The 22,946-nt window shown below is 69.8% G+C and carries 20 protein-coding genes; 7 read left to right on the top strand and 13 right to left on the bottom strand.

The genetic code is table 11. From position 1 onward, the window contains the following. Positions 1 to 44 precede the first annotated feature (44 nt). Both V3391_RS14060 and yihA read right to left on the bottom strand, forming a co-directional pair. A complete protein-coding gene (locus V3391_RS14060; protein WP_332079068.1) occupies positions 45 to 1,409 on the bottom strand; it encodes a glutamate--cysteine ligase in 1,365 nt (454 codons plus the stop codon). A gap of 175 nt (positions 1,410 to 1,584) precedes the next feature. Beyond that, the gene (gene yihA, locus V3391_RS14055) at positions 1,585 to 2,217 is read right to left on the bottom strand and encodes a ribosome biogenesis GTP-binding protein YihA/YsxC (RefSeq protein ID WP_332079067.1); all 633 of its coding nucleotides are present in this window, start codon (positions 2,215 to 2,217) and stop codon (positions 1,585 to 1,587) included. A 129-nt stretch (positions 2,218 to 2,346) separates the two neighbouring features. Here yihA and V3391_RS14050 point away from each other — a divergent pair, with 129 nt between their 5' ends. The 4 genes from V3391_RS14050 (at position 2,347) to V3391_RS14035 (ending at position 5,721) form a co-directional block, all read left to right on the top strand. Beyond that, entirely contained in the window at positions 2,347 to 3,279 is a 933-nt protein-coding gene (locus V3391_RS14050; RefSeq protein ID WP_425497264.1) for a c-type cytochrome, read from the top strand. A 142-nt stretch (positions 3,280 to 3,421) separates the two neighbouring features. Beyond that, positions 3,422 to 4,087, top strand: a complete 666-nt coding sequence (locus V3391_RS14045) for a thiol:disulfide interchange protein DsbA/DsbL (RefSeq protein WP_332079066.1) — start codon at positions 3,422 to 3,424, stop codon at positions 4,085 to 4,087. A 41-nt stretch (positions 4,088 to 4,128) separates the two neighbouring features. Further along, entirely contained in the window at positions 4,129 to 4,923 is a 795-nt protein-coding gene (locus V3391_RS14040; RefSeq protein WP_332079065.1) for a thiol:disulfide interchange protein DsbA/DsbL, read from the top strand. 12 nt (positions 4,924 to 4,935) lie between these two features. Next, positions 4,936 to 5,721 carry an endonuclease/exonuclease/phosphatase family protein gene (locus V3391_RS14035; RefSeq protein WP_332079064.1) on the top strand — a complete coding sequence of 262 codons (786 nt, stop codon included), beginning with the start codon at positions 4,936 to 4,938 and terminating at the stop codon, positions 5,719 to 5,721. A gap of 341 nt (positions 5,722 to 6,062) precedes the next feature. On the opposite strand, the gene V3391_RS14030 is transcribed toward V3391_RS14035, so the two are convergent. The 5 genes from V3391_RS14030 to purT all read right to left on the bottom strand — a co-directional run bounded on the left by V3391_RS14030 (position 6,063) and on the right by purT (position 13,708). Continuing rightward, positions 6,063 to 8,936: a TonB-dependent receptor plug domain-containing protein gene (locus tag V3391_RS14030; protein ID WP_332079063.1), complete on the bottom strand. Its 2,874-nt coding sequence runs from the start codon at positions 8,934 to 8,936 to the stop codon at positions 6,063 to 6,065. Between the two features lie 119 nt (positions 8,937 to 9,055). Next, positions 9,056 to 10,171: a PLP-dependent cysteine synthase family protein gene (locus V3391_RS14025; protein ID WP_332079062.1), complete on the bottom strand. Its 1,116-nt coding sequence runs from the start codon at positions 10,169 to 10,171 to the stop codon at positions 9,056 to 9,058. 97 nt (positions 10,172 to 10,268) lie between these two features. Then, complete coding sequence (locus tag V3391_RS14020; protein WP_332079061.1) at positions 10,269 to 11,447, bottom strand: amidohydrolase; 1,179 nt, start codon at positions 11,445 to 11,447, stop codon at positions 10,269 to 10,271. A 28-nt stretch (positions 11,448 to 11,475) separates the two neighbouring features. Continuing rightward, positions 11,476 to 12,273, bottom strand: coding sequence for a sulfite exporter TauE/SafE family protein (locus tag V3391_RS14015; RefSeq protein ID WP_332079060.1), 798 nt, complete (start codon positions 12,271 to 12,273; stop codon positions 11,476 to 11,478). Positions 12,274 to 12,514: 241 nt separating this feature from the next. Continuing rightward, positions 12,515 to 13,708 (bottom strand): formate-dependent phosphoribosylglycinamide formyltransferase, encoded by a 1,194-nt coding sequence (purT, locus tag V3391_RS14010; protein WP_332079059.1) that lies wholly within the window; start codon positions 13,706 to 13,708, stop codon positions 12,515 to 12,517. A 180-nt stretch (positions 13,709 to 13,888) separates the two neighbouring features. Between purT and V3391_RS14005 the strand changes: the two genes are divergently transcribed. Both V3391_RS14005 and V3391_RS14000 read left to right on the top strand, forming a co-directional pair. Beyond that, positions 13,889 to 15,859: a lytic transglycosylase domain-containing protein gene (locus V3391_RS14005; protein ID WP_425497263.1), complete on the top strand. Its 1,971-nt coding sequence runs from the start codon at positions 13,889 to 13,891 to the stop codon at positions 15,857 to 15,859. Positions 15,860 to 15,864: 5 nt separating this feature from the next. Next, positions 15,865 to 17,088: a multifunctional CCA addition/repair protein gene (locus V3391_RS14000; protein WP_332079058.1), complete on the top strand. Its 1,224-nt coding sequence runs from the start codon at positions 15,865 to 15,867 to the stop codon at positions 17,086 to 17,088. 17 nt (positions 17,089 to 17,105) lie between these two features. Here the strand turns inward: V3391_RS14000 and V3391_RS13995 are convergent, their stop codons facing one another. Genes V3391_RS13995 through V3391_RS13975 form a run of 5 tightly spaced genes read right to left on the bottom strand, consistent with a single transcriptional unit; the run spans position 17,106 to position 21,042 of the window. Continuing rightward, positions 17,106 to 17,942 (bottom strand): DUF72 domain-containing protein, encoded by an 837-nt coding sequence (locus V3391_RS13995; protein ID WP_332079057.1) that lies wholly within the window; start codon positions 17,940 to 17,942, stop codon positions 17,106 to 17,108. A gap of 28 nt (positions 17,943 to 17,970) precedes the next feature. Further along, complete coding sequence (locus V3391_RS13990) at positions 17,971 to 18,324, bottom strand: bleomycin resistance protein (protein WP_332079056.1); 354 nt, start codon at positions 18,322 to 18,324, stop codon at positions 17,971 to 17,973. A gap of 18 nt (positions 18,325 to 18,342) precedes the next feature. Beyond that, entirely contained in the window at positions 18,343 to 19,371 is a 1,029-nt protein-coding gene (locus tag V3391_RS13985) for an aminoglycoside phosphotransferase family protein (protein WP_332079055.1), read from the bottom strand. A 50-nt stretch (positions 19,372 to 19,421) separates the two neighbouring features. Beyond that, complete coding sequence (locus V3391_RS13980; RefSeq protein ID WP_332079054.1) at positions 19,422 to 19,847, bottom strand: VanZ family protein; 426 nt, start codon at positions 19,845 to 19,847, stop codon at positions 19,422 to 19,424. A 10-nt stretch (positions 19,848 to 19,857) separates the two neighbouring features. Further along, a complete protein-coding gene (locus V3391_RS13975; protein ID WP_332079053.1) occupies positions 19,858 to 21,042 on the bottom strand; it encodes a class I SAM-dependent methyltransferase in 1,185 nt (394 codons plus the stop codon). 236 nt (positions 21,043 to 21,278) lie between these two features. On the opposite strand from V3391_RS13975, the gene V3391_RS13970 reads away from it, so the two are divergent. Then, positions 21,279 to 22,010 carry a pteridine reductase gene (locus V3391_RS13970; protein ID WP_332079052.1) on the top strand — a complete coding sequence of 244 codons (732 nt, stop codon included), beginning with the start codon at positions 21,279 to 21,281 and terminating at the stop codon, positions 22,008 to 22,010. Positions 22,011 to 22,094: 84 nt separating this feature from the next. Here V3391_RS13970 and V3391_RS13965 read toward each other — a convergent pair whose 3' ends face one another. Then, complete coding sequence (locus tag V3391_RS13965; RefSeq protein ID WP_332079051.1) at positions 22,095 to 22,928, bottom strand: DUF6159 family protein; 834 nt, start codon at positions 22,926 to 22,928, stop codon at positions 22,095 to 22,097. Between the last annotated feature and the right edge of the window lie 18 nt (positions 22,929 to 22,946).

Here is a 22,946-nt window from a genome sequence, read left to right as displayed (position 1 = left end):
GCCACGTTACACAAGCCCCGCGTGACTGTCGTGCAAGGCGTGCGTCAGTACGCGAACTCGCGGAACACGCGGTCGATGTCGCCCTGCCAGGGGCCGTGATACAGCGCGAGCTTGCGCTCGGCGGGCGTCTCGCCCGACTCGGCGATCTCGATCAACGTCTCGAGGAACACGCGCTCGTCCTGTCCGCGCGCATTGGTCCGCGCGCGACGCTGCAGGCCGGCAGCGGAAATCTTCAAGGCCTCGACCGCGAGATCGCGCAGCGTGCCGCCGCGGAACGGCGTCTTCAGCGCGAACTTCGGCACGTCGTCGCGCAGGGCGTTGCGCTCGGCCATCGAGAAGTCGCGCACGAGATCCCAGGCCGCATCGAGTGACGCATCGTCGTACAGCAGGCCGACCCAGAATGCCGGCAGCGCGCACAGCCGGCCCCAGGGACCGCCGTCGGCGCCGCGCATCTCGAGGAACTTCTTCAGACGCACCTCGGGGAACGCGGTGGTCATGTGGTCGTTCCAGTCGCGCAGCGTCGGCAGCTGGCCGGGCAGCACCGGCAGTTCGCCGCGCATGAAGTCGCGGAAGCTCTGGCCGCTGGCGTCGTGGTAGGTCCCGTCGCGGTACGAGAAATACATCGGCACGTCGAGCAGATAGTCGACGTAGCGCTCGTAGCCGAAGCCGTCCTCGAACACGAAATCGAGCATGCCGGTGCGGTCGGCGTCGGTGTCGGTCCAGATCTTCGAGCGGTAGCTCAGGAATCCGTTGGGGCGGCCTTCGGTGAACGGCGAATCGGCGAACAGCGCCGTCGCCACCGGCTGCAGCGCCAGCGACACGCGGAACTTCTTCACCATGTCGGCTTCGGTCGCGTAGTCCAGGTTGACCTGCACCGTGCAGGTGCGGGTCATCATGTCCAGGCCCAGATCGCCGACCTTGGGCATGTAGTCGCGCATGATCCGGTAGCGGCCCTTGGGCATCCACGGCATGTCGGCGCGCGACCACTTGGGCTGGAAGCCCATGCCGAGGAATCCGAGCCCCAGACCGTCGGCCACCGCGCGCACTTCGCGCAGATGGCTCTCGACTTCGCTGCAGGTCTGGTGGATGTGTTCGAGCGGCGCGCCGGAGAGTTCCAGCTGGCCGGCCGGCTCCAGCGTCACCGAGGCGCCGTCCTTGAGCAGGGCGACCGTGCGGCCGCCTTCGTCCACCGGCGCCCAGCCGAAGCGGGTCAGGCCGGTGAGCAGGGCTTCGATCCCGCGCGCGCCGTCGAAGGTCGGCGGGCGCAGGTCGTCCAGACGGAAGCCGAACTTCTCGTGCTCGGTGCCGATGCGCCAGTGATCGATCGGCTTTTCGCCCGACGCCAGCACCTCGACCAGTTGCGCGCGGCCGGTGATCGGGGTGTCTTCGACGTGACTGGGGCTGGACATGCGATGGACCGCTCTGCGGAAAAGGGGGCGCCCGGCAGACCCGGAATCGCGAGCGCGCACTATAAGCGCGGACCTGCGCAACGGGCGTGCCGCCGGTGCGACGCCAGCGTTCCAGTGATGCGCGATGGGGGGCCGGTCGCCGGCCCGCACTGCGGGCCGTGCACGGCGGCCGACGTCAGGACGCGCGCACGGGCGTGCGCGGACCGATCTCCATCCAGCGCGCGATCACCCCACGCGCCTCGTCGATGCCGATGTTGGTCTCGCCGGAGAACACCTGCACGCTGACCTTGTCGCCGTGCAGCGCCAGCAGTTCCTTGCGCACCGCCTGCAGCGTGTTGCCGGCCGCGCCGCGACCGAGCTTGTCGGCCTTGGTCAGCAGCGCATGCGCCGGCATGCCGTGCTCGACCGCGAACGCGATCATCTGGCGGTCGTAGTCCTTGAGCGGATGGCGGATGTCCATCACCACGACCAGGCCCTTGAGCGCCTCGCGCTCGCGGAAGTACTGGGCCAGGAACGCCTGCCAGTGGGCCTTCAGATCCCGCGGCACCTTGGCGTAGCCGTAACCGGGCAGATCGACGAGGAAGCGGTTGTCGTACGGCGGAAAGTCGAAGAACACCAGCTGCTGGGTGCGGCCCGGGGTCTTGGACACGCGCGCGAGCGCGTTCTGCTGGCACAGCGCATTGAGCGCGCTGGACTTGCCGGCGTTGGAGCGGCCGGCGAACGCGACCTCGTACCCGCCGTCGGCCGGAAGCTGCTGCGGGGTGTGGGCGGCCAACAGATATTTGGCGCGTGCGAAGGGATTGGACATCGCAATAGCTTGGCACGACCGGCGCCGGCTTGCCCGCGCGGTTTGACCCGCCCGGTGCGGGCCAACATAATCCGGAGACTCGCGGCCGGCACCTGTCGGACCGGCGTTGAAAGATCTCGGAGCCCAGCAATGCGCCACGCTCGCGCCATTGGTATCGCCGGTCTTGTAGTCATTGCCGTGGGCGCCGTCGCGTTCGCGCAGTCCACCGTGCAGCCGTTGCCGGACGCGCCGGCAGTGGAAACACGTGACCTGGACGACAACGCCGTCGCGGAACTCGCCAAGACCACGCACGGGGATCCACAGAAGGGTGCCCAGCTCGCCGGCGCCTGCGCCGCGTGCCACGGCCTCGACGGCAACGCCGACGCCGACCCCAGCCTCTACCCGCGCATCGCCGGCCAGAGCGAGCGCTACATGGCCCGCCAGCTCGCGCTGTTCAAGAGCGGCGAGCGCGTCAACGCGGTCATGCAGCCGTTCGCGATGCCGCTCAGCGCGCAGGACATGCGCGATCTCGGCGCGCACTTCGCCCAGCAGACCAGCGGCGCCGGCATCGCCGACGATGCGGTGGTCGAGGCCGGCCCCTACAAGGGCATGAAGTTCTTCGAGGTGGGCCAGAAGCTGTTCCGCAGCGGCGATACCGAGCGCGGCATTCCGGCCTGCATGGCCTGCCACGGCCCGGCGGGCAGCGGCAATCCCGGCCCGGCGTATCCGCACGTCGGTGGCCAGCAGGCCTGGTACAGCTCGGGTCGTCTCTACGCCTATCGCGAAGGCCAGACCAGCGAAGACGACAAGCATCTGTTCAACGTCATGGCCGCGGTCGCCAAGTCGCTGACCGACGAAGAGATCGAAGCGGTATCGAGCTACATGCAGGGCCTGCATGCACGTCCGGACCCGGCGATGCTGGCCGCGATCGAAGCCCAGGCCGCGTCGATGCCGGCGCCGGCGGTGCCCGCCGAAGAGCAGGCCGTCCCGGCGACCGATGCGACCGCCGACGAAGCGCTCGAAGCCGCGGAGCCGGCGCCTGCCGCCGAGCCCGCGCCCGCACCGGCGCCCGAAACGCCGTGATGCACGGCCCGGTGCCGGCATCCGGCACCCTGTCGATTTGAACCCGCACATCCCTTTTCTTCGCCGTGCCGATGGCGGCCCCCGCGCTCCTCGCGCCCGGGCCGACGCCTGCACGGCGTCCGCATTCCGGAGTGACCCGACGATGCCGTCCCCGCCCCGCGCCTGGCGCCACCTGTTCGCGATCGCCGTGCTCGCCGCATCCGCCTGGCTGCCGGCGGCTGCGCAGACGGCCGCCCCGGTCGAAGGCCTCGACTACGCCCTGATCCCCGACGGCCAGCCCTGGCAGCCGCTGGACGGCAAGATCGAGGTCGTCGAGATCTTCTCCTACGGCTGCGTGCACTGCTTCCATTTCCAGAAGCAGGTCGATGCCTGGCGCGCGAAGGCGCCGCGCGACGTGCGCTTCACCTATCTGCCGGCGGCGTTCTCGGCCGGCGACAACTTCGCCCGCGGCTTCTTCGTCGCCCAGGCCCAGCGCATCGATGCGCGCAGCCATCACGCGGTGTTCTCGGCTGTCCACGAAACATCGGTCCTGCCGCGCAGCGGTGCGAGCATCGATGCGATCGCGGCGTTCTACGTCACCCAGGGCGCGCGCTCGCAGGCCCGTTTCGCGGCAGCGATGGCGAGTCCGGCGACCGACGAAAAGCTGAACGCCGCGCGGGCGTTCGCAGTGCGCAGTGGCGTGGAGGGCACGCCCACGCTCATCATCAACGGCCGTTACCGGGTGATGGGACGGCGGCTGGAGGATCTGCTGGTGATCGCCGACCAGCTGATCGCACGCGAACGCGAACGCGAACGCGCCCAGCGCTGACACGCACCGCCCATCGAACGAATTCCTTCGAGAGAGACACCATGAAGATCCGCCACACCCTGCTCCTGATGCTCGCGCCCGTCCTGCTCATGGCCTGCAGCCAGCAGCCCGATCCTGCCGCCGCGCCTGACGCGACGGCCACGACGCCGGCACAGACCGCACCCGCGGCGCCTGCTGCCGATGCCGCGCCGGTCGGCGATGCTGCCGCGCCGACCGATCCGCAGGCCGAGGCGCCCGCCGCCAACAGCAATCCCGTCGTCGCGCCGCAGGGCGCGGCCCCGGTCGCCGGTACCGATTACGTCGAGATCCAGGGCGGCCAGCCGTTCGCCAACGCCTCGGGCGAGATCGAAGTGGCCGAGGTGTTCGCCTACTGGTGCGGTCACTGCGCCGCGTTCGAACCGCTGGTCAACGCATGGAAGGCGCGCCTGCCGGGCGACGTGAACTTTGTCGCGCTGCCGGCCGTGTTCGACGAGAACGACGCCTTCCCGCGCGCCTTCTTCGCGTCCGAGACGATGGGTACGCTCGCGCGCACCCACGACGCCACGTTCAACGCGATCCACCTCGAGAAGAAGCTGCGTCCGAACGCCGACGCCGCCGCGATCGCCGCGTTCTACGGCACGCTGGGCATCGACCAGCAGCGCTTCACCAGCACGATGCAGAGCTTCGCGGTCAACGCCAACCTCGGCCGCGCCCGCCAGTTCGCCGTCCGCAGCGGCGTCAATGCCACGCCGACGATCATCGTCAACGGCAAGTACCGCGTGATCGGCGGCAAGTCGCTGGAAGACATCCTGCGCATCACCGACCACCTGGTCGCCATGGAGCGCGCGGCGCAGTAAGCGTCCGACGTTGTGAACAACTCCGATCCGCAGCCCGCCGGGGCATCGCGCACGCTCAAGCTGCTGAGCGCGAACATCCAGGCCGGCTCCAGCACGCGTCGCTACAGCGACTACGCGACGCGCAGCTGGTCCCACGTGCTGCCGGCCGGCAAGCGCACAGCGCTCGACGCCATCGCCACGCTCGCCGGCACACACGACATCGTGGGTCTGCAGGAAGCCGATCCGGGCAGCTGGCGTTCCGGTTTCACCAACCAGACGCATTACCTCGCCGAACGCGGCGGCTTCGAGTACTGGACCCACCAGCCGAACCGGCGCGTGGGTGCGGTCGCATCCAGCGCCAACGGCCTGCTGAGCCGGCTGGAACCGATCGAGGTCGTCAACCACGCCCTGCCCGGCCGCATCTCCGGCCGCGGCGTGCTGCTGAGCCGTTTCGGCGAAGGCGACGAGGGCCTGGTGGTCGCGGTGGCGCATCTGTCGCTGGGCGCGCAGTCGCGGCTGTCGCAGCTGTCCTTCATCGCCGAAGTCCTGGCCGATCACCCGCACGCGGTGCTGATGGGCGACTTCAACTGCACCTCCGACCGCCCGGAGATGTCGGTGCTCTATCGCCAGACCGGCCTGCAGCCGCCGGCGTGCGCGGTGCACACCTTCCCCAGCTGGCGCCCGCAGCGCGCGATCGACCACATCCTGGTCACCGGCCATCTCAAGTGCGCGGACATGAAGGCGTTGCCGGCCGCGTTCTCGGACCATCTGGCGCTGTCGACCGAACTGCAGGTGCCCGAGATCGCGCTGCGGCGTTGAGGGTGCATCGCGCTTCGTAGGATGGATAGAGCGCAGCGACACCCGTCATTGCCATCGTTCCGCTCTGGATGACACAGATCGGAATCGAGATCGCGCTGACCGTGCACCGCGCGACCTGCTGCCCTCACCCCAACCCCTCTCCCAGAGGGAGAGGGGCTTCTTGGGCTGCAGCGCGCGACCAGAGCGCGACGGTACTGGATGGCGACGATGGGTTTCGCTGCGCTCGACCCATCCTGTGCATGCAAAAAGCCCTCCCCGGTTGAACCGGGAGAGGGCTTGATGGCGCACTCCGGCAGATCGCGTCGCGCCGATCTGCCGGTTTCAGCGACGTGCGAACCCGATCAGAAATCGATGCCCAACCGCGCGTAGATGAAGCGGCCCGGCAGGTCGTAGGTCGAGGCGTCGTAGCCGTTGAGGCTGCAGCTCAGGCACACCGGCGGTTCCTTGCCGGTCACGTTGTTGACGCCCAGCGCCAGACGCGTGCCCTTGAGCCAGGCGGTGTTGCGCCAGGACAGCTGCAGGTCGTGGTAGGTCGTCGAACCCAGGCCGTTGAGATCGTTGTCGCTGTCGTCACAGATCGGGAAGCCGTTGGCGCCGCCGCAGGATTCGACGAGGCTGTCGATGTAGCGGACCGTCCACGCCAGCGACCACGGGCCGCGGGTCCAGTCGGTGACCAGGGTGCCGCTCCATTCGGGAATCGCGCTGTTGTTGACCTCAACGCCCGGACGGCGCGGTTCGAGTTCGCCGGTCTCGTTCGCCAGTTCGTAACGCGTGACCCACGTGGTCTTGGCGTCGAAGCGCAGGCGGCCCCAGTCGCGCTCGGGCAGCGTCCACGCGGCGGTGAAATCCCAGCCGTCGGTCTTGATCGTGCCGAGGTTGGCGAGGATGTCGTCGAAGCGGATGATCTGGCCGCGGTCGCTGCGCTCGTAGGACGCGCAGGAGAACGGATCGCGCGTGGCGATGCAACGCTCGAGGATCGCCTGCGCATCGGGCGCCTGGATCGCATCGTCGATGTGGTGGCGGTAGAAGGTGACGCCGAGATCCAGACGGTCCGACCACCACACCTCGTCGGCGAACGACGGGCTCCACACCGAGCCGATCATCAGGCTGCGGCTGCGCTCGGGTTCGAGATCGGCATTGCCCGACGTCACCACCGAGATCTGCGAATTGGTCTGCTCGTAGCCCGGCGGCACGCCGTCCGCGGCGCAGGCCGGCGACGGCACGGCGGCACCGGAACACGGATCGACCAGGGTCGCGTCGAAGCGGCTCAGCGTGCCGTAGAGCTCGCCGATCGACGGCGCGCGGAAGCCTTCGGCGTAGCTCATGCGGAACAGCAGTTCGTCGACCGGCTGCCAGCGCAGGCCGACCTTGCCGGTGGTCTCGCCGCCGAAGGTCGAATAGTCCGAGTAACGACCGGCGATGCTGAGGTCGAGCGTTTCGCCGAACACGGTGTCGCGCATCAGCGGCACGCTGAACTCGGCATAGGCCTCGTTGACGTCGTAATCGCCGCGGGTGATGCCCGACGGCACGCCGTTGTACTCGCCGGCAACGGTGATCGGATCGGGCGTGTAGCTGCCTTCGTACTTGCGGTATTCGACGCCGGCGGCGAAGGCCAGCGGACCGGCCCACATCTCGAACAGGTCGCCGGTGACGTTGGCCGAGGCCAGGGTCAGCGTGTTGCTGCTCTCGTCGCGGACGATCGGCTGGATGAAGGCGAGCATCTGCGGGGTGATCGTGCCCGGGCCCCCGAACAGGTCCAGCGGCGTGCAGCCGGCGATCGCCGCGCACGCGGCCGGATCGCCCAGCGCTTCGTTGATGCGGCGGATGTTGTAGCTGCCCGAATTGGTCTGCTCGGCGCGGCTCTGGCTGCGCACCAGATTCACGTCCCAGTTCCAGGTGCGCACGCCGACACCGAACGTGCCCTCGAGACCACCGGCCGCGTACCAGGTCTTGACGTCCTGCTGGTAGCGACGCGGGCCGCCTTCGACCGGACGCCGCGCGAGCAAGAACAGGTTCGGGTTGTCGCCCTCGGTGGTGAGGTCGAAGCCGAAGGGGTTGAACGGATTGAGCGCGGAAATGGTCAGCGTGCTTTCGGCGTAAGGGTTGTACACGCCGGCATCGGTGCCGAGGAAGATCGGCTCGGGCGCGGCCTGGTTGGCCGAAGTGCGCTCGTTGTAGAGCACGCGCGCGTAGGCCGAGACCTGCGGGGTGAACTCGAAGCGCACCTGGCCGAACACCGACTTGCGCTCCGACGGGGTCAGCAGCAGGTTGTTCGGCGCGAAGTTGTAGCGGTCCGCGGTACCGAAACAATGGAAGTCGTCGGTGCGGGTGCAGCCGGTCTGGGACGGGTCGTAGAACGGCGACGTGGCGCCGTCGTTGGGCGTCAGGTTGAACGACTGCCCGGTGTTCGGATCCTGGAACACGAAGCGGCCCTGCGGCGTCGCCGAGCTGCCGTTCGCGAGCCCGGTGCCGGGCACCGGCACGCTGGCGTTGGCGAACTTCGACGAGGCGATTTCGCGTTGTTTGTAGTAAGAGGCGCCGAGGAACCACTGCGCGCGTTCGCTGCTGCCGCCCCAGCCGAGGTCTGCGCCCCAGGTCGCGCCGCCGAGATCGTCGTACTCGCCGTAGTGCAGGTCGAGCGTGCCGCCTTCGGCATCGCGCTTGGTGATGATGTTGACCACGCCGGCGATCGCGTCGGAACCGTAGATCGACGAGGCGCCGTCTTCCAGCACTTCGATGCGGTCGATCAGCGCGAGCGGAATCGTATTGAGATCGACCGCCGAGCCGACGCCCGAGGCGGAGGACTCGTTGACCCAGCGGATGCCGTCGACCAGCACCAGCACGCGCTTGGCGCCGAGGTGCCGCAGATCAACGGTCGCCGCGCCCGCGCCCACGCCGCCGCCATCGGGCGGGAAGCCGAAGTTGCCGCTGGAATTGAACTTGGTGTTGAGCGCCGCGCCGCTGGCGGTGAGGTTCTGGACGATGTCGGCGACGGAGGTGAAGCCGCTGCGATCGATGTCCTCGCGCGTGAGCACCTGCACCGGCACCGCGGTTTCCAGTTCCGCCTTGCGGATGCGCGAGCCGGTGACCTGGACGGTATCGAGCGTGCGCGCCTCGGGCTGCGGCGCGGGGGCCTGGGCGTTGGCGGCGGCGGGCAGCGCCAGCAGCAGCGACAGCTGGACTGCGGCAGCCAGGCGGTGGCGAGGCATCGTCATGTGTGCAACTCCGAATGGTGCGGAAGGTCGTGCCGGTGCCCCTGTGCCGCCGGCGATTCGTTGTAACGAATCCTTAACCTCCCCGCACCTGGGGTCAACCCCAGCTTGACGGGCGCCCGTCAGTCGACGGCGTCGCCGGCAGTCACCATCACAGGCAAGGCCGCGGCCTGCTCGGCCACTGCGCGCACCCGTGTGTCGGCCGCGTCCATGTCGAACCCGTGCGCCGCGTACCAGTCGGGGTTGTAGTAGCTGTGCGCGTAGCGCTCGCCGCCATCGCACAGGATGCTGACGATCGAACCGCTGCGACCGGCCGCGCGCATCGCATGCGCGACGTGCAGCACGCCGATGACGTTGGTGCCGGTGGAGCCGCCGACGCGCCGGCCCAGCCGCGTATTGGTCCAGCGCATCGCCGCGAGGCTCAGCGCGTCGGGCACCTTGAGCATCGCGTCGACACAGCCGGGGATGAAACTGGCCTCCGCGCGCGGACGGCCGATGCCTTCGATGCGCGACGACGGCGCGACGGTGTCGGCATCGCCGGACGTGTCGCCGTCGATGCAGCGCGCGTAATGGGCGAAGAACGCCGAATGTTCGGGATCGGCGCACAGCACGCGCGTGTCGTAGCCGCGGTAGCTCGCGTAGCGGCCGATCGTCGCACTGGTGCCGCCGGTGCCGGCGCTGCAGACGATCCAGCGCGGAACGGGATGCGCTTCCTGCGACATCTGCTTGAAGATCGACTCGGCGATGTTGTTGTTCGCGCGCCAGTCGGTCGCCCGCTCGGCGTAGGTGAACTGGTCCATGAAGTGGCCGCCGGTCTCGCGCGCGAGCTGCACCGAGGCCTCGCCGATGCCGCAGGCGCTGGGGACCAGATGGCAGCGACCACCGTGGAATTCGATCGCGGCGATCTTCTCCGGCGACGTCGACGCCGGCATCACCGCGACGAAGGGCAGGCCCAGCAGGCGCGCGAAATACGCTTCCGAGACCGCGGTCGAACCGCTCGACGCCTCGACCACCGTGCTGCCCGCATGCAGCCAGCCATTGGCCAGCGCGTAGAGGAACAGCGAGCGCGCGAGCCGGTGCTTGAGGCTGCCGGTCGGATGGCTGGATTCGTCCTTGAGATAGACGTCGATGCCCGGAAAGCCCGGCAGCGCCAGCGGAATCAGATGGGTGTCGGCCGAGCGGTTGAAATCGGCTTCGATCTTGCGGATGGCCTGCGCCACCCAGTCGCGCTGGGACATGGGGCACTCGCGTGGAGATGTCGACGGCCGCGATGGGCCGCGGCGCGGCGCACAGCTTACGCCGGTCTGTCGGGCCGCAGCAGTGCGGCGCGTCCGCTCAACCCAGACGACGCCGCACGATGCGGTCGAAGACCGCGGCGGCGACCGGCAGCAGGCCGTCGTCGAAGCGGAAGGTCGGGTGGTGGCACATCGCGCTGTCCATGCCGAGGAACAGATAGGCGCCGGGCCACTGTTCGAGCATGTACGAGAAATCGTCGGAGAACGGATACGCGCGCAGATCGGTCTTCACCTGATCCGCGCCGAGCACGTCGGCGATCGCCTCGGCCGCCAGCGCGGCTTGCTCCGGTGCGTTGACGCAAGGCGGGCACGAGTGCGGAATTTCCAGCGCGATGCTGCAGCCGGAGATCTGCGCGTGGCCCTCGCACAGCGCACGCAGGCGCTTGAGCAGTTCGTCGTGCACATCCTTCGACAGCGAGCGGATCGTGCCACTGAGCGTGGCGGTCGAGGGGATGATGTTGTGCGTGGTGCCGGCCTGCAGCGAGCCGACGTTGATCAGCGCCGCTTCCATCGGATCGATGTGGCGGCCGACGATCGCGCCGATGTCCACGGCCAGCCGAGCGGCGACCTGCAGCGGATCGTTCGCACGATGCGGCGCGGCGGCGTGTCCACCGACGCCCTCGATCGCGATCTCGAACACCGCCAGCGACTGCAGCGTGGCACCGCTGCGCACGCTGGCCTCGCCGGTCTTGAGCGCCGGCATGTTGTGGAAGGCGTAAACCTCGTCGCAGGGCCAGCGCGCGAACAGGCCGTCCTCGATCATCCGGATCGCGCCGCGCCCACCCTCTTCGGCCGGCTGGAAAATGAGCACCACGCGGCCGCTGGCCGGCGGATGCGCGACCAGATGCCGCGCCGTGCCGAGCAACGCGGAGGTATGACCGTCATGCCCGCAGGTATGCGCCACACCCGGACGCTGCGAGCGGTACGGAAGTTCGCCGCGTGCGTCGGCGACCTCGTCCATCGGCAGCGCGTCCATGTCGGCGCGCAGGCCGATCGACAGGCCCGGCGCGCCGCTGTCGACCACCGCGACGACGCCGGTGCCGCCCAGGCCCGTGTGCACATCCAGACCGAGCGCGCGCAGCTCGCGGATGACCAGCGCCGAGGTCTTCACTTCCTCGAAGCCGAGTTCCGGCCATGCGTGGATCTCGTGGCGCCACGCGGTCATCTGCGGCGCCAGCGCGGTGATGGAGTCGGGAATGGTCGGTGCGGAAGCAGTCATGGACGGTCCAACGGAAGAAGGAAAGGAATCACAGGAACAGCAGGCTCGCGCCCACGCAGTACAGGAACACGGCGAACACGCGCTTGAGCGCGGCGCCGCTGATCGCATGCGCGAGGCGCGTGCCGTAGGGCGCCACGATGACCGACGCGAGCGCGATGCCGATCGCGCCCGGCAGATACACGTAGCCCCAGGACACGCCGGGCAATACGTCCGCCGGCGCCTGCAGCGCGTAGCCCGCAGCCGCCGCCAGTGCGACGAACACGCCGCAGGCCGACGAGGTGCCGACCGCGCGCACCGGCGACACGCCCAGCCACACCAGCAGCGGCACCGTCATGCCACCGCCCCCGATGCCGACGATCGACGACAGCGCGCCGATGCCGACACCCGCGCCCGACAGACCGACACCGGTCGGCACCACCGCATCGCCACCGGGCGGCGGCGTGCGCGACAGCAGCAACTGCGTGCCCACGACCGCGCAATAACCGACGACGCAGTAGCGCAGCACATCGCCATCGAGCAGCACCGCGAGCCAGCTGCCGATCCAGCCGCCGAGCATCACGCCGGGCACCATCCACGCGACCGTGCGCCACAACACGCTGCGCCGCAGATGATGCGCGCGCGCCGACGACAGCCCGGTCAGGATGATGCTCGCAAGCGCGGTCGCGAGCGCGGTGTGCATCGCCGCGTCCTGCGGCACGCCGTAGAGCGGCAGCAGCCACACCAGCGCGGTCACCAGCACCAGCCCGCCGCCGATGCCGAGCAGACCGGCGAGCACGCCGGCGACGGCACCGAGCAGCGGGAAGCAGAGCATCGACCAGGTCAGCATGAGGATGCACCTGACCGAATATGCGGGCGGTGGAGAAGCGAAGCCCTCCCCCGTGCACGGGGAAGGGTTGGGTGGGGGCGAACGATCAGATCGAGGGGACCATTCGAATCCAGCTGGGAGAGTTGCCCGCGATCAAGCAGCTCTGCACACGGACCACTTGCCCCCATCCCAACCTTCCCCCGCGAGCGGGGGAAGGCGCTGCATTGCGCTCGGGGATAGAGGGCCAACACCAGGCGGAGAATCAAACCCACTCGATCGTGATCGCAGCCGCCGACTCGCGCGCCGTCGCCCGCGCCGCCTCCACATCGGTCCCGCGTGCGAGCGTCACGCCCACGCGCCGCTGGCCTTCGACGCGCGGCTTGCCGAACAGGCGCAGCGCGCTGTCGGGCGACTGCAGCGCGGCGTCGATGTTCGAGAACACCGGCACGCCCGTGCCCTGCGCGAGCAGCGCACAGGACGCGGCGGTGCCGTGCTGCACGACGTCGTCCGCATCCACCGGAATCGGCAGGCCGAGGATCGCGCGCGCATGCAGCGCGAACTCGCTCAGGTCCTGCGAGGCCAGCGTCACCAGACCGGTGTCGTGCGGACGCGGCGAGACTTCCGAGAACCACACGGCGTCGCCCTTGACGAACAGCTCCACACCGAACACGCCGCGGCCGCCGAGATCATCGGTGACCGCACGCGCCACGTCGCGCGCGCGCTGCAGCGCGGCCGGCGACATCGGCTGCGGCTGCCAGCTCTCGCGGTAGTCGCCGGCGATCTGCACATGGCCGATCGGCGCGCAGAACGCGGTGCCGCCGGCGTGGCGCACGGTCAGCAGGGTGATCTCGTAATCGAAATCGATGAAGCCCTCGACGATGCAGCGCCCCGCACCGGCGCGGCCGCCGGTCTGCGCGTAGTCCCACGCGGCGTCGATGTCGGCATCCGAGCGCACCGTGCTCTGGCCTTTGCCCGACGACGACATCACGGGCTTGACCACGCACGGCAGGCCGACGGCGTCGATCGCGGCGCGGTACTCCTCGCGCGTGTCGACGAAGCGGTACGGCGACGTCGGCAGGCCCAGCGTTTCGGCGGCGAGGCGGCGGATGCCTTCGCGGTCCATCGTCAGGCGCGTCGCGCGCGCGGTCGGCACGACCTTGAGGCCGTCCTGCTCCAGCGCGACCAGCGTGTCGGTGTGGATCGCCTCGATCTCCGGCACCACGAGGTGCGGCTGCTCCCTGGCGATCAGGGCGCGCAGCGCGGCCGGATCGAGCATGTCGAGCACGTGGCTGCGATGCGCGACCTGCATCGCCGGCGCATCGGCGTAGCGGTCGGCGGCGATCACTTCGACGCCGAAGCGCTGCAGCTCGATCGCCACTTCCTTGCCCAGTTCGCCCGAGCCGAGCAGCAGCACGCGGGTGGCGGAGGGAGACAGGGGCGTGCCGAGAGTGATCATGTGCGCGGGCCGGGAAGCGGTTGGGGACGCCAATTCTAAAGCGTCGGCGCCGGCGGCTCCGGCCGTTGTGCATGCGCAGTCGGTGATGCAGACGATTGCTTTCGCGCAAGCGCTGCCTGCGAAGGGCGCTTCAGCCCGCCTCCGCTATAGTCGGCCGCCGCCCTCGACATGCCTGTGCCGATGCCGCAGAACCGCCGCGACACGCTCCCGATCTTCCGTCCGCTGCGCACCCGTGCGCTGCGTGCCCTGCTGCCCGCGCTCGCACTCGCGTTGCCGGGCATGGCCTGCGCGCAGACCGCCGACGACGCCGCCTTCCGCGCCGCGATGCTGGCGGCCGAACGCGGCCAGCCGGTCGCGCCGGCGATGCAGTCGCATCCCGCCAGCGCGTGGCTGGAACTCGCCGCGCTGCGGCGCAATCTCGACACGCTGCCGCTCGCGCAGGGTCGGGATTTCATTGCGCGCCATCAGGGCGCGCCGGTCGCCGAAGTGTTCCGCGAAGGCTGGTTGCGCGCGCTCGCCACACGCCAGGAATGGGCCGCGGTGCGCGAGGTCTGGGTGCCCGGCACGACCAATGCGACGCTGCGCTGCATCGAGCTCGACGCGCGTGCGCGCACCGGCGCCACCGACGCGCAGTGGACCCGCGACGCACAGGCCCTGTGGCGCAGCAGCGGCAGTTCGCTGCCGAACGAATGCGATGCGCCGTTCGCGACGCTGGCCGCACGCGGCGGGCTCGGCGACGACCTGCGCTGGGAACGGTTCGATCTTGCCGTCGCCGAGCAGGACGTCGGCGTCATGCGCAGCGTCGCGCGCGGCCTTTCCAGCGGCCAGCAGGCACTCGCCGAGGACTACGCGGCGTACATGACCGCGCCGCACGCGCGAGCGCTGCAGTGGCCGAAGACCGCGCGCAGCCGCCTCGTCGCCTCGCACGGCCTGGCGAAGTTCGCCAAGGCCGATCCGCTGGCCGCCGAACGCCAGCTGCCGGCGCTGGCCGATGCGCTCGGCTTCGGTGAGACCGAGAACGGCCGCGTGCTGTACCAGGCTGCGCTGTGGACGGTCGCGTCGTATCTGCCCGATTCGGCGCGCCTGCTCAACCGCGTGCCCGAGAGTGCCTACGACGACCGCCTGCACGAATGGCGCGTGCGCGAAGCACTCGCGCGCAAGGACTGGCAGGCCGCGTTGACTGCGATCAGGAAGATGGGCGCCACACAGCGTGGCCAGTCGCGCTGGACCTGGTTCCAGGCGCGCACGACCGAACTCACCGGCGATCGCGCCGGCGCCACGCCGCTGTTCCGCGAAGCCGCGAAGAATTCCGATTTCCACGGCTTTCTGGCGGCCGATCGCGTCGATCAGCCCTACGCGCTGTGCCCCCTCGACTTCTCGCCGTCGAACGATGCACGCGCTAAGATCGCTGCCGATCCGGGCCTGACGCGTGCGCTCGCGCTGTATCGCATCGACCGGCCCGGCTGGGCCACGCGCGAATGGACCGCCGCGCTGCGCAATTTCGACGACACGCAGCGCCGCATCGCGGTGCAGGTCGCGCAGGAAAGCGGCTGGTACGACCGCGGCGTGTTCGGTCTCGGTCGCCAGCCGGAAGAAACGCGCCTGTACACGCTGCGCTTCCCGCTGACCCAGCAGGCCTTGATCGAACGCGAATCGCAGCGGCAGGGCCTCGATCCCGCGTGGGTCGCAGCCGAAATCCGCGCCGAGAGCACGTTCAATCCCAATGCGCGTTCGCCCGCCGATGCGCGCGGCCTGATGCAGGTGATGCCGGCCACCGGTGCCGCGGTCGCGCGTCGCCTGGGCATCGCCTACGGCGGCCCGGACAGCCTGTACGACCCGGCGACGAACGTCGCGATCGGCACCGCGTACCTGCGCGAGAAGAAGGACATGTACACACTGCCCTACGTGGCCATCGCGGCGTACAACGCAGGCCCGACACCGACCGGCCGCTGGCTCGCGCAGCGCCCGGACATGGATCCCGACATCTGGATCGAGACGATCAGCTATCGCGAAACGCGTGAGTACGTCGCGCGCGTGCTCGCCTTCAGCGTGCTCTACGACTGGCGCATGTACGGCCAGGCCGCGCCGCTGGAACCGCGCATGCGCGGCGCCGAGGCGCAGCGCAACAAGCGTTTTGCCTGCCCGGGCTGACGACGGTGGAGATCTACCTCGTCGGCGGCGCGGTCCGCGATCGCCTGCTCGGGCAACCGGCCGGCGACCGCGACCACGTCGTCGTCGGCGAAACCCAGGCCTCGATGGAAGCCGCGGGCTTCCGCGCGATCGGCCGCGACTTTCCGGTGTTCCTGCATCCCAGGACCCAGGAAGAACACGCGCTCGCACGCACGGAACGCAAGTCCGGTCGCGGGTACCGCGGCTTCGTCGTCGACGCCGATCCGTCGGTGACGCTGGAACAGGATCTCGGCCGCCGCGATTTCACGATCAACGCGATCGCGCAGGCGCCGGACGGCACGCTGGTCGATCCTTACGGCGGCGCGCGCGACATCGAAGCGCGCGTGCTGCGCCATGTCGGCGATGCCTTCTCCGAAGATCCGCTGCGCGTGCTGCGCGCCGCGCGTTTCATGGCCCGCTTCGCCCCGCTCGGCTTCACTGTCGCCGACGAGACCATGGCGCTGATGCGCGGCATGGTGGAAGCCGGCGAACTCGAAACGCTGACGCCCGAGCGCGTGTGGCAGGAGCTGTCGCGCGCGCTGGCGTCGGCGCGCCCGTCCGCGTTCCTGCGCACGCTGCACGACTGCGGCGCGCTCGCCGTCGTGCTGCCGGAAGTCGATGCGCTCTACGGCGTGCCGCAGCGTGCGGACTTCCATCCCGAAGTCGACACCGGCGTACACATCGAACTGGTCGTCGACATGGCCGCGCGACTCGCGCCCGGCGATGCGGTGATCGGCTTCGCGGCGCTGACCCACGACCTCGGCAAGGCGCTGACGCCGGCGGACAAGCTGCCACGCCACGTCGGCCATGAACACGCCGGCCTCGCGCCGCTCGAGGCCCTGTGCGCGCGTCTCAAGGTGCCCGCCGCGCAGCGCGAACTCGCGATCGTCGCCTGCCGCGAACACCTCAACGTGCACCGCATCGCCGAACTGCGCGACGCCACGCTGCACGACCTGATCGCCCGCTGCGACGGCTTCCGCAAGCCCGCGCGCATCGACCAGCTCGCACTGGTCTGCGAGTGCGACAAGCGCGGGCGCCTGGGCAGTGCAGACGATGCCTATCCGCAGGCCGACATCCTGCGCCGCGCCCACGCCGCCGCGCTCGCGGTCAACGCCCGCGACATCGCCGCCGAGGGCATCACCGGCCCCGCAATCGGTGAAGCGCTGCGCACGGCGCGGATCGCGGCGATCGCGCAGTCGCGCGCAGGCTGAGTGCGACGACGGCTGAGTTACGCGGCGGCCTGCAGCCGCTGCTGCAACGCCATCGCTGCGGCGGGGTTGCGTTCTTTCGCCGCCGAGATGAAGAACACGAAGGTGTCGCGCGGGGTGACCGGCGCGGCGTCGCGCGACCCGGCATACGGCAGGTCGGACGGCGCTGCCCCTGCGGCCCACTGCAGCGCGCGCTTGGCCCAGGCGTCGAGCTGCAGGCCCGGATAACCCGTGGCGCTGGTCTCGCGGCTGGCCATCAGGCGGGCGTAGACGAAATCGCCGGTGATGTCGGCGAAGGACGGGTAATCGCCGGAATCGGTGAACACCGTCGCCACGCCGCGCGCGCGTGCCAGGCGCAGCCACGCCTCGCTCTGGAACGAGGGATGCCGCACCTCGACCACGTGGCGCAGCGACAGACCGTCGACCGCATCGGGCAGCAGGTCGAGGAAGGCTTCGACATCCTCGGCATCGAAACGCCGCTGCGGCGCGAACTGCCACAGCAACGGACCGAGATGATCACCGAGTTCGGCGATGCCGCCTTCGACGAAGCCCGCGATCTGCTTCGCGGTGCCGGCCAGCGCGCGGGCACCGACGATGTGGCGCGGCGCCTTGAGCGAGAACACGAAGCCCGGCGGTGTCTCGCTGCCCCACTTCGCATAGGTCGCCGGCTTCTGCGCGCCGTAGAAGGTGCCGTTGATCTCGATCGCAGTCAGCCGGCGGCTGGCGTATTCGAGCTCGCGCTTCTGCACGAGACCCTTGGGATAGAAGTTGTCGCGCCACTCCGGATACGTCCAGCCGCCGATGCCGGTGCGGATGCCGTGGACGGGCACGGGTGCGTCTGCGAACAGATCGTCCATCGGAATCTCCTCGGGCCGTTCGGCGCGATCAGTCGGGATGCTGCGCGAACCGCAGGCGATTGTGGTCAGGATCGACGAGCACCATCTCACGCGTGCCCCAGTCCGTGTCCCAGGGCGCGGTCACGATCGGCACGCCGGCGGCGGCGAACGCACGCGCGCAGGCGTCGACATCGCGCACCTTGAAATACACCGCGCCGCCGATCGCACAGTCGCCGGCATGCCCGCTGAGAAAGAGCGTCTGCCCGTCGCGCGTGAGCTGCGCGAACAGCGGCATGCCGGTGTCGAAGCGGTGCTCCCAGTCGACGGTGAACCCGAGTGCGGCGTAGAAGGCCAGACTGCGCTCGGCGTCGGTCATGCGCAGCTGCGGGATCACGGTCTGCATGGCGATGCGTCCTTGGGGTCAGTCGGCGGCGAGTCGCGGGCGCACGTGGCGATCGAGCAACGCGCCCAGCGGCGCGAGCGCGGGATCGAGCGGCACCGCCGCGTCGAGATAGGCGAGGAAACGCGGTGCGTCGGCAAGGTACTTCGGCTTGCCGTCGCGATGATGCAGGCGCGCGAAGATGCCCATGACCTTGAGGTGCCGCTGCACACCGGTCAGCGCGGCGTCGTGGGCGAACTGCGCGAGCGCAGGCAGCGGCAGACCGCTCGCCTGCGCACGCGCGTGGTACTGCGCCAGCCAGGCATCCGCCTGCGCGGCGGGCCAGCTGTAGAACGCGTCGCGCAGCAGGCAGGCCACGTCGTAGGCGATCGGCCCGGTCACCGCGTCCTGGAAATCCAGCACCGCGACGCCGCCTTCGACCGGCATCAGATTGCGCAGCATGAAGTCGCGATGCACCAGCACCTGGGGCTGCGCGAGCATGGCCTCGACCAGATGCGCCTGCACGGATTCCCAATCGGCGCGCTCCGCGTCCGACAGGGTCACGCCGAGATGCCGGCCGAGGAACCAGTCGTCGAACAGCGCGAGTTCGCGCCGCAGCATCGCCGCATCGAAGGCCGGCAGATCATCCGGCGGCGCGATCGCCTGCAGCCGCAACAGCTGTTCGAACGCCGCATCCATCAACGCGTCGGCATCAAGCGAGTCCAGGGCCTGCAGGCAGGTCTCACCGCCGAGATCCTCGAGCAGCAGGAAACCGGATGCGACATCGCGCGCCCGCACGTGCGGCACGCGCACGCGGTGCAGTTCCAGCAGATCGCGGATGCGCAGCCACGGACGCACGTCCTCCAGATCCGGCGGCGAATCCATGACGATGCGCGACAGCCCGTTCGCCTCGCCGCGCCAGTAGCTGCGGAAGCCGGCATCCATCGACGCGCGTTCGAGTGTCAGCGCGGCATCGCCGCTGGCCTCGCGGGCCCAGGCCAGCCGCGCATCGGCACGGGCGGCATCGTCGGCGGGCGCGGCGGACGCGTTGGCAGGCAGGACAGCGGACATGCGATGGACCAGGTCGGGGATAAGGGATTATCGGGGAATCGATGCCGCGCTCAGCGTCCGATCCCGTCGAGCCCGCGCGTGTCGAACTGCAGCAGCACGTCGCGGAACGGGGTGAGTCGCGTCGACAGGCCGACGATCACGCCCAGCGTGTTCGCCAGTGCATCGGCGGGATCCTGCATGCGCGTCTGGGTCAATGCGCCCTGCGCGTATTCCAGCCCGATGCCGAGCAGCACAAGACCAACGCCGGCGCCGAGCAGCGCTGGCCAGCGTGCGTAGAGCTGCACCGCAGCGGCAGACAGCGCGAAATAGGCGAGGAAATGGCCGAGCTTGTCGCCATCAGGCACATCCGGCATCGGCACCGACGGCGCCAGCGACAGCACGACGACTCCTGCGATCGCGGCGATCCACAGCCCGCCCCACAGCAGCGGGCGCCGCAGCGGCTTGAACGAACGACCGAAGCGCGGACGCCGGTTCACGACAGCTGGCTCACAGACGGTGGCTCATGTCGCCGATCAGGAAGGCGTGGTCGAACTCGACGTCCTTCGCGAATCCGATCGCCTGGAAGGCCTCGCCCATCTCGCCCGGCAGCGTGAGCCGCTTGGCCTGCTGGCGCAGCGTGTACCGGCCGGCCTCGTCCGTCGCCAGGGCCTCGTGCGCGGCCAGTCGCTGTTCGAGGCGGTTGCCGAGCAGCAACGAGGTCTGGTTGCAGTATCCGGCGAACTCGAACCCGGCATGCGTGCCGGCTTCGGCCAGCGCGGTGAAATCGACCGACGCGGTCAGATCCTGCAGGCCCGGCAACGCGAACACGTCGCCGGTGACCTGGTGACGATGGAAGGCGCGCAGCGTGCCGGCGTCGCGATCGTCGCGGTAGAACTCGCGCCGCGCATAGCCGTAGTCGACGAACAGCATCGCGCCGCGGGTCAGCCCGCCGGCCACGGCCTGCACCCAGTACGGCAGCTGCGGCAGCAGTTCGGAACGGTAGCCATCGGGCAGCGGCCCGCCGCGCTGGCGCTCGACGTGGCGCACCGCCGAACCGAGCAGCGCATCGGCCGGATGCACGGTGCGGCCGAAGCCGTCGCCGTCGCGGGTCACGTACTCCTCGAACACCTCGCCTTCGCCGATGACGAAGCGCGGCGTCGGCAGCGCATCGACGACCTCGTTGGCGAACAGCACGCCCTGCCAGTCGCCGGGCATCGGGCCGTCGACCCAGTCCACGCGCGCGAACAGATCGGCCGACAGCCGCTGCTGCAGATGCGCACGCTGGCGCTCGCGCAGATCCGCGCTGGGTTCGAGGATCGCGTAGCGCGCGGGCGTCGCATCGAGCGCCGCCAGATGCGCCAGCGCATCACCCGCGAACGCACCGCTGCCGCCGCCGATCTCGAAGAACTGTGCGTCCGCGCCGATCTCTCGCAGCACCGGCGCGAACGCCTCGGCGATGCATTCGGCGAACAGCGGACCCAGCTCGGGGGCGGTGACGAAATCGCCGGCAGCGCCGAACTTCGCCGCGCCGGCGCTGTAATAGCCCAGACCCGGCGCGTACAGCGCCAGCTCCATGAATTTCCAGAACGGAATCGCGCCCCCGGCTTCGTCGATCTGGGCGTGGATCAGGGCGCGCAGACGCTCGCTGTGGGCGAGTGCGTCGTCGCTCGGGGCGTGGGGCTGGCTGGACATGCAGGGGTTCCGGAACAGTCGCGGATCAGGATACGCGAGGCCACCTGACGGCCTGCCGTCACGCACGCGCTTTCGGCACGCAACAGTCGTCAGTGCACGATGCCGGTCGGTCGCGAGGCGTCTCCCCTCACCGACCCCCTCTCCCGGCGGGAGAGGGCGATGACCGCCTCCGGCCGACGGGACTGCGACCGACCGGTGGCGTAAGGTGACCACCCATCGCCACAGCACGTCCCCGCATGCCCGCATCCGCCCCCGTCGTTCTCGTCACCGGCGCTGCCCGTCGCATCGGGGCGGCGATCGTGCGTCGCCTGCATGCAGGTGGCCATGCGGTCGCCCTGCACTGCAACCGCTCGCGCGACGATGCCGATGCGCTGGCTGCCGAGCTGGAGGCGCAGCGGCCGGGCCGCGTGCACGTGCTGCAGGGCGATCTGGCCGACGCGGCCGTGCTGCCGGGGCTGGTCGAGGACACCGTCGCGCATTTCGGGCGTCTCGATGCGCTGGTCAACAACGCCGCGGCGTTCGCGCCGACGGCGTTCGAGGCGACCGGCGCCGACGCCTTCGACGCGCTGATGGCGACGAATGCGCGCGCGCCGTTCCTGCTGGCGCAGGCCGCAGCGCCGCATCTGCGCGCGTCACGCGGCGCGATCGTCAACATCGGCGATCTGTATGCGGAACGCCCGCGCGCCGATCTCGTCGCCTATGCGGCGTCGAAGGCTGCGCTGCTCGGTCTGACCCGCGGCCTCGCGGTCGCGCTGGCGCCGGAGGTGCGGGTCAATGCGGTGTCACCCGGCGCGATCCTGTGGCCGGAAGACGGCGCGGATACCGCGCAGCAGGCCCGCATCCTCGAGGCGACGCCGCTGGCGAGGCTGGGCCATGCGGACGAAATCGCCGACGCCGTGGCCTGGTTGCTGCGCGGCGGATTCAGCACCGGCGAAGTGTTGCGGCTCGACGGCGGGCGTTCGCTCTGAAACGACCGTAGAGGCGCCCTCGTGCGCAACGGGGCGTTCCAGAAAACCCCGATCGCGCCCGAAGGCGCTCCCACACGGCTGCACTCAGCGCTTCGGCTCGAACGCATGCGCCAGCTGCGCGCCGGAGAATCCGTCCGGCACTTCGTGCGACACCGCGTAGCGGTACAGCGCCGCCGAGTAGATGCCGGTCAGCGCCGCCTGGTAGACGCCCAGCAGCAGTACGCCCAGTGCGCAGACCACGCCGATGGCGATGCCCAGCACGACCGAGCTCTGCAGCGCGATGACCGTCACGCCGACGCCGATCATCGCCACCAGCGTGGTCAGCAGACCGAAGGCCGCGCCGATGCCGACGTTGCCGATCGCGTTCTCGCCCCAGGTGCGCTTGAGCAGGGTCACGCTCTGCTTGAGCGCGTCGATCGGGCCGATGTCGCGGCTGACCAGCACCGGCACGACCAGAAACGTCGCCAGCGTCCAGGCCACACCGAGACCGCTGCCGAGCAGCCGCACGAGGACATTGTCTTCCTTGTGCTTGAGCGACTGCAGCAGCACGCCCACGGTTGCGGCGATCGCCGCGTAGCCCAGAATCGCCGGCAGCCGGCGCTTCGCCGCGGACAGACCATCGGACAGCGTCGGATCGCCACCGTCGAGGCGGATCATCGCCGCGCCGACCAGCGCGCAGTTGAAGAACACGATCACCGTGTACTGGCAGAAGTAGAAAACGAACGCGAGCAGCAGGCCGGCGACGCCGATGCCGTGCTCGAAGACGCGCAGCGCGAACAGCGGCAGCACGAAGGTCGCCAGCACCGCCAGCGTGGCCAGCCCCGACAGCATCGGGAACAGCATCAGCTCCTTGTCCGAACGCAGCACGGCCGCGCTCGCCTTCACCAGATCCCAGCTCCGCGACAGCTTGTCGAACATGTTCGGTCTCCCCTGTAT

The organism is Luteimonas flava (assembly GCF_036584485.1).
Taxonomy (GTDB): Bacteria; Pseudomonadota; Gammaproteobacteria; order Xanthomonadales; family Xanthomonadaceae; genus Luteimonas; species Luteimonas flava.
Note: the sequence above shows the minus strand (reverse complement) of the source record. Positions and strands in the feature narration are given on the sequence as shown.

What these genes read in the sequence shown, in the direction of transcription:
- V3391_RS14060 (WP_332079068.1), bottom strand. Translation starts at nt 1,409, where the DNA reads ATGTCCAGCCCCAGTCACGTCGAAGACACCCCGATCACCGGCCGCGCG.
- yihA (WP_332079067.1), bottom strand. Translation starts at nt 2,217, where the DNA reads ATGTCCAATCCCTTCGCACGCGCCAAATATCTGTTGGCCGCCCACACC.
- V3391_RS14050 (WP_425497264.1), top strand. Translation starts at nt 2,347, where the DNA reads ATGCGCCACGCTCGCGCCATTGGTATCGCCGGTCTTGTAGTCATTGCC.
- V3391_RS14045 (WP_332079066.1), top strand. Translation starts at nt 3,422, where the DNA reads ATGCCGTCCCCGCCCCGCGCCTGGCGCCACCTGTTCGCGATCGCCGTG.
- V3391_RS14040 (WP_332079065.1), top strand. Translation starts at nt 4,129, where the DNA reads ATGAAGATCCGCCACACCCTGCTCCTGATGCTCGCGCCCGTCCTGCTC.
- V3391_RS14030 (WP_332079063.1), bottom strand. Translation starts at nt 8,936, where the DNA reads ATGACGATGCCTCGCCACCGCCTGGCTGCCGCAGTCCAGCTGTCGCTG.
- V3391_RS14025 (WP_332079062.1), bottom strand. Translation starts at nt 10,171, where the DNA reads ATGTCCCAGCGCGACTGGGTGGCGCAGGCCATCCGCAAGATCGAAGCC.
- V3391_RS14020 (WP_332079061.1), bottom strand. Translation starts at nt 11,447, where the DNA reads ATGACTGCTTCCGCACCGACCATTCCCGACTCCATCACCGCGCTGGCG.
- V3391_RS14015 (WP_332079060.1), bottom strand. Translation starts at nt 12,273, where the DNA reads ATGCTGACCTGGTCGATGCTCTGCTTCCCGCTGCTCGGTGCCGTCGCC.
- purT (WP_332079059.1), bottom strand. Translation starts at nt 13,708, where the DNA reads ATGATCACTCTCGGCACGCCCCTGTCTCCCTCCGCCACCCGCGTGCTG.
- V3391_RS14005 (WP_425497263.1), top strand. Translation starts at nt 13,889, where the DNA reads ATGCCGCAGAACCGCCGCGACACGCTCCCGATCTTCCGTCCGCTGCGC.
- V3391_RS13995 (WP_332079057.1), bottom strand. Translation starts at nt 17,942, where the DNA reads ATGGACGATCTGTTCGCAGACGCACCCGTGCCCGTCCACGGCATCCGC.
- V3391_RS13990 (WP_332079056.1), bottom strand. Translation starts at nt 18,324, where the DNA reads ATGCAGACCGTGATCCCGCAGCTGCGCATGACCGACGCCGAGCGCAGT.
- V3391_RS13985 (WP_332079055.1), bottom strand. Translation starts at nt 19,371, where the DNA reads ATGTCCGCTGTCCTGCCTGCCAACGCGTCCGCCGCGCCCGCCGACGAT.
- V3391_RS13975 (WP_332079053.1), bottom strand. Translation starts at nt 21,042, where the DNA reads ATGTCCAGCCAGCCCCACGCCCCGAGCGACGACGCACTCGCCCACAGC.
- V3391_RS13970 (WP_332079052.1), top strand. Translation starts at nt 21,279, where the DNA reads ATGCCCGCATCCGCCCCCGTCGTTCTCGTCACCGGCGCTGCCCGTCGC.
- V3391_RS13965 (WP_332079051.1), bottom strand. Translation starts at nt 22,928, where the DNA reads ATGTTCGACAAGCTGTCGCGGAGCTGGGATCTGGTGAAGGCGAGCGCG.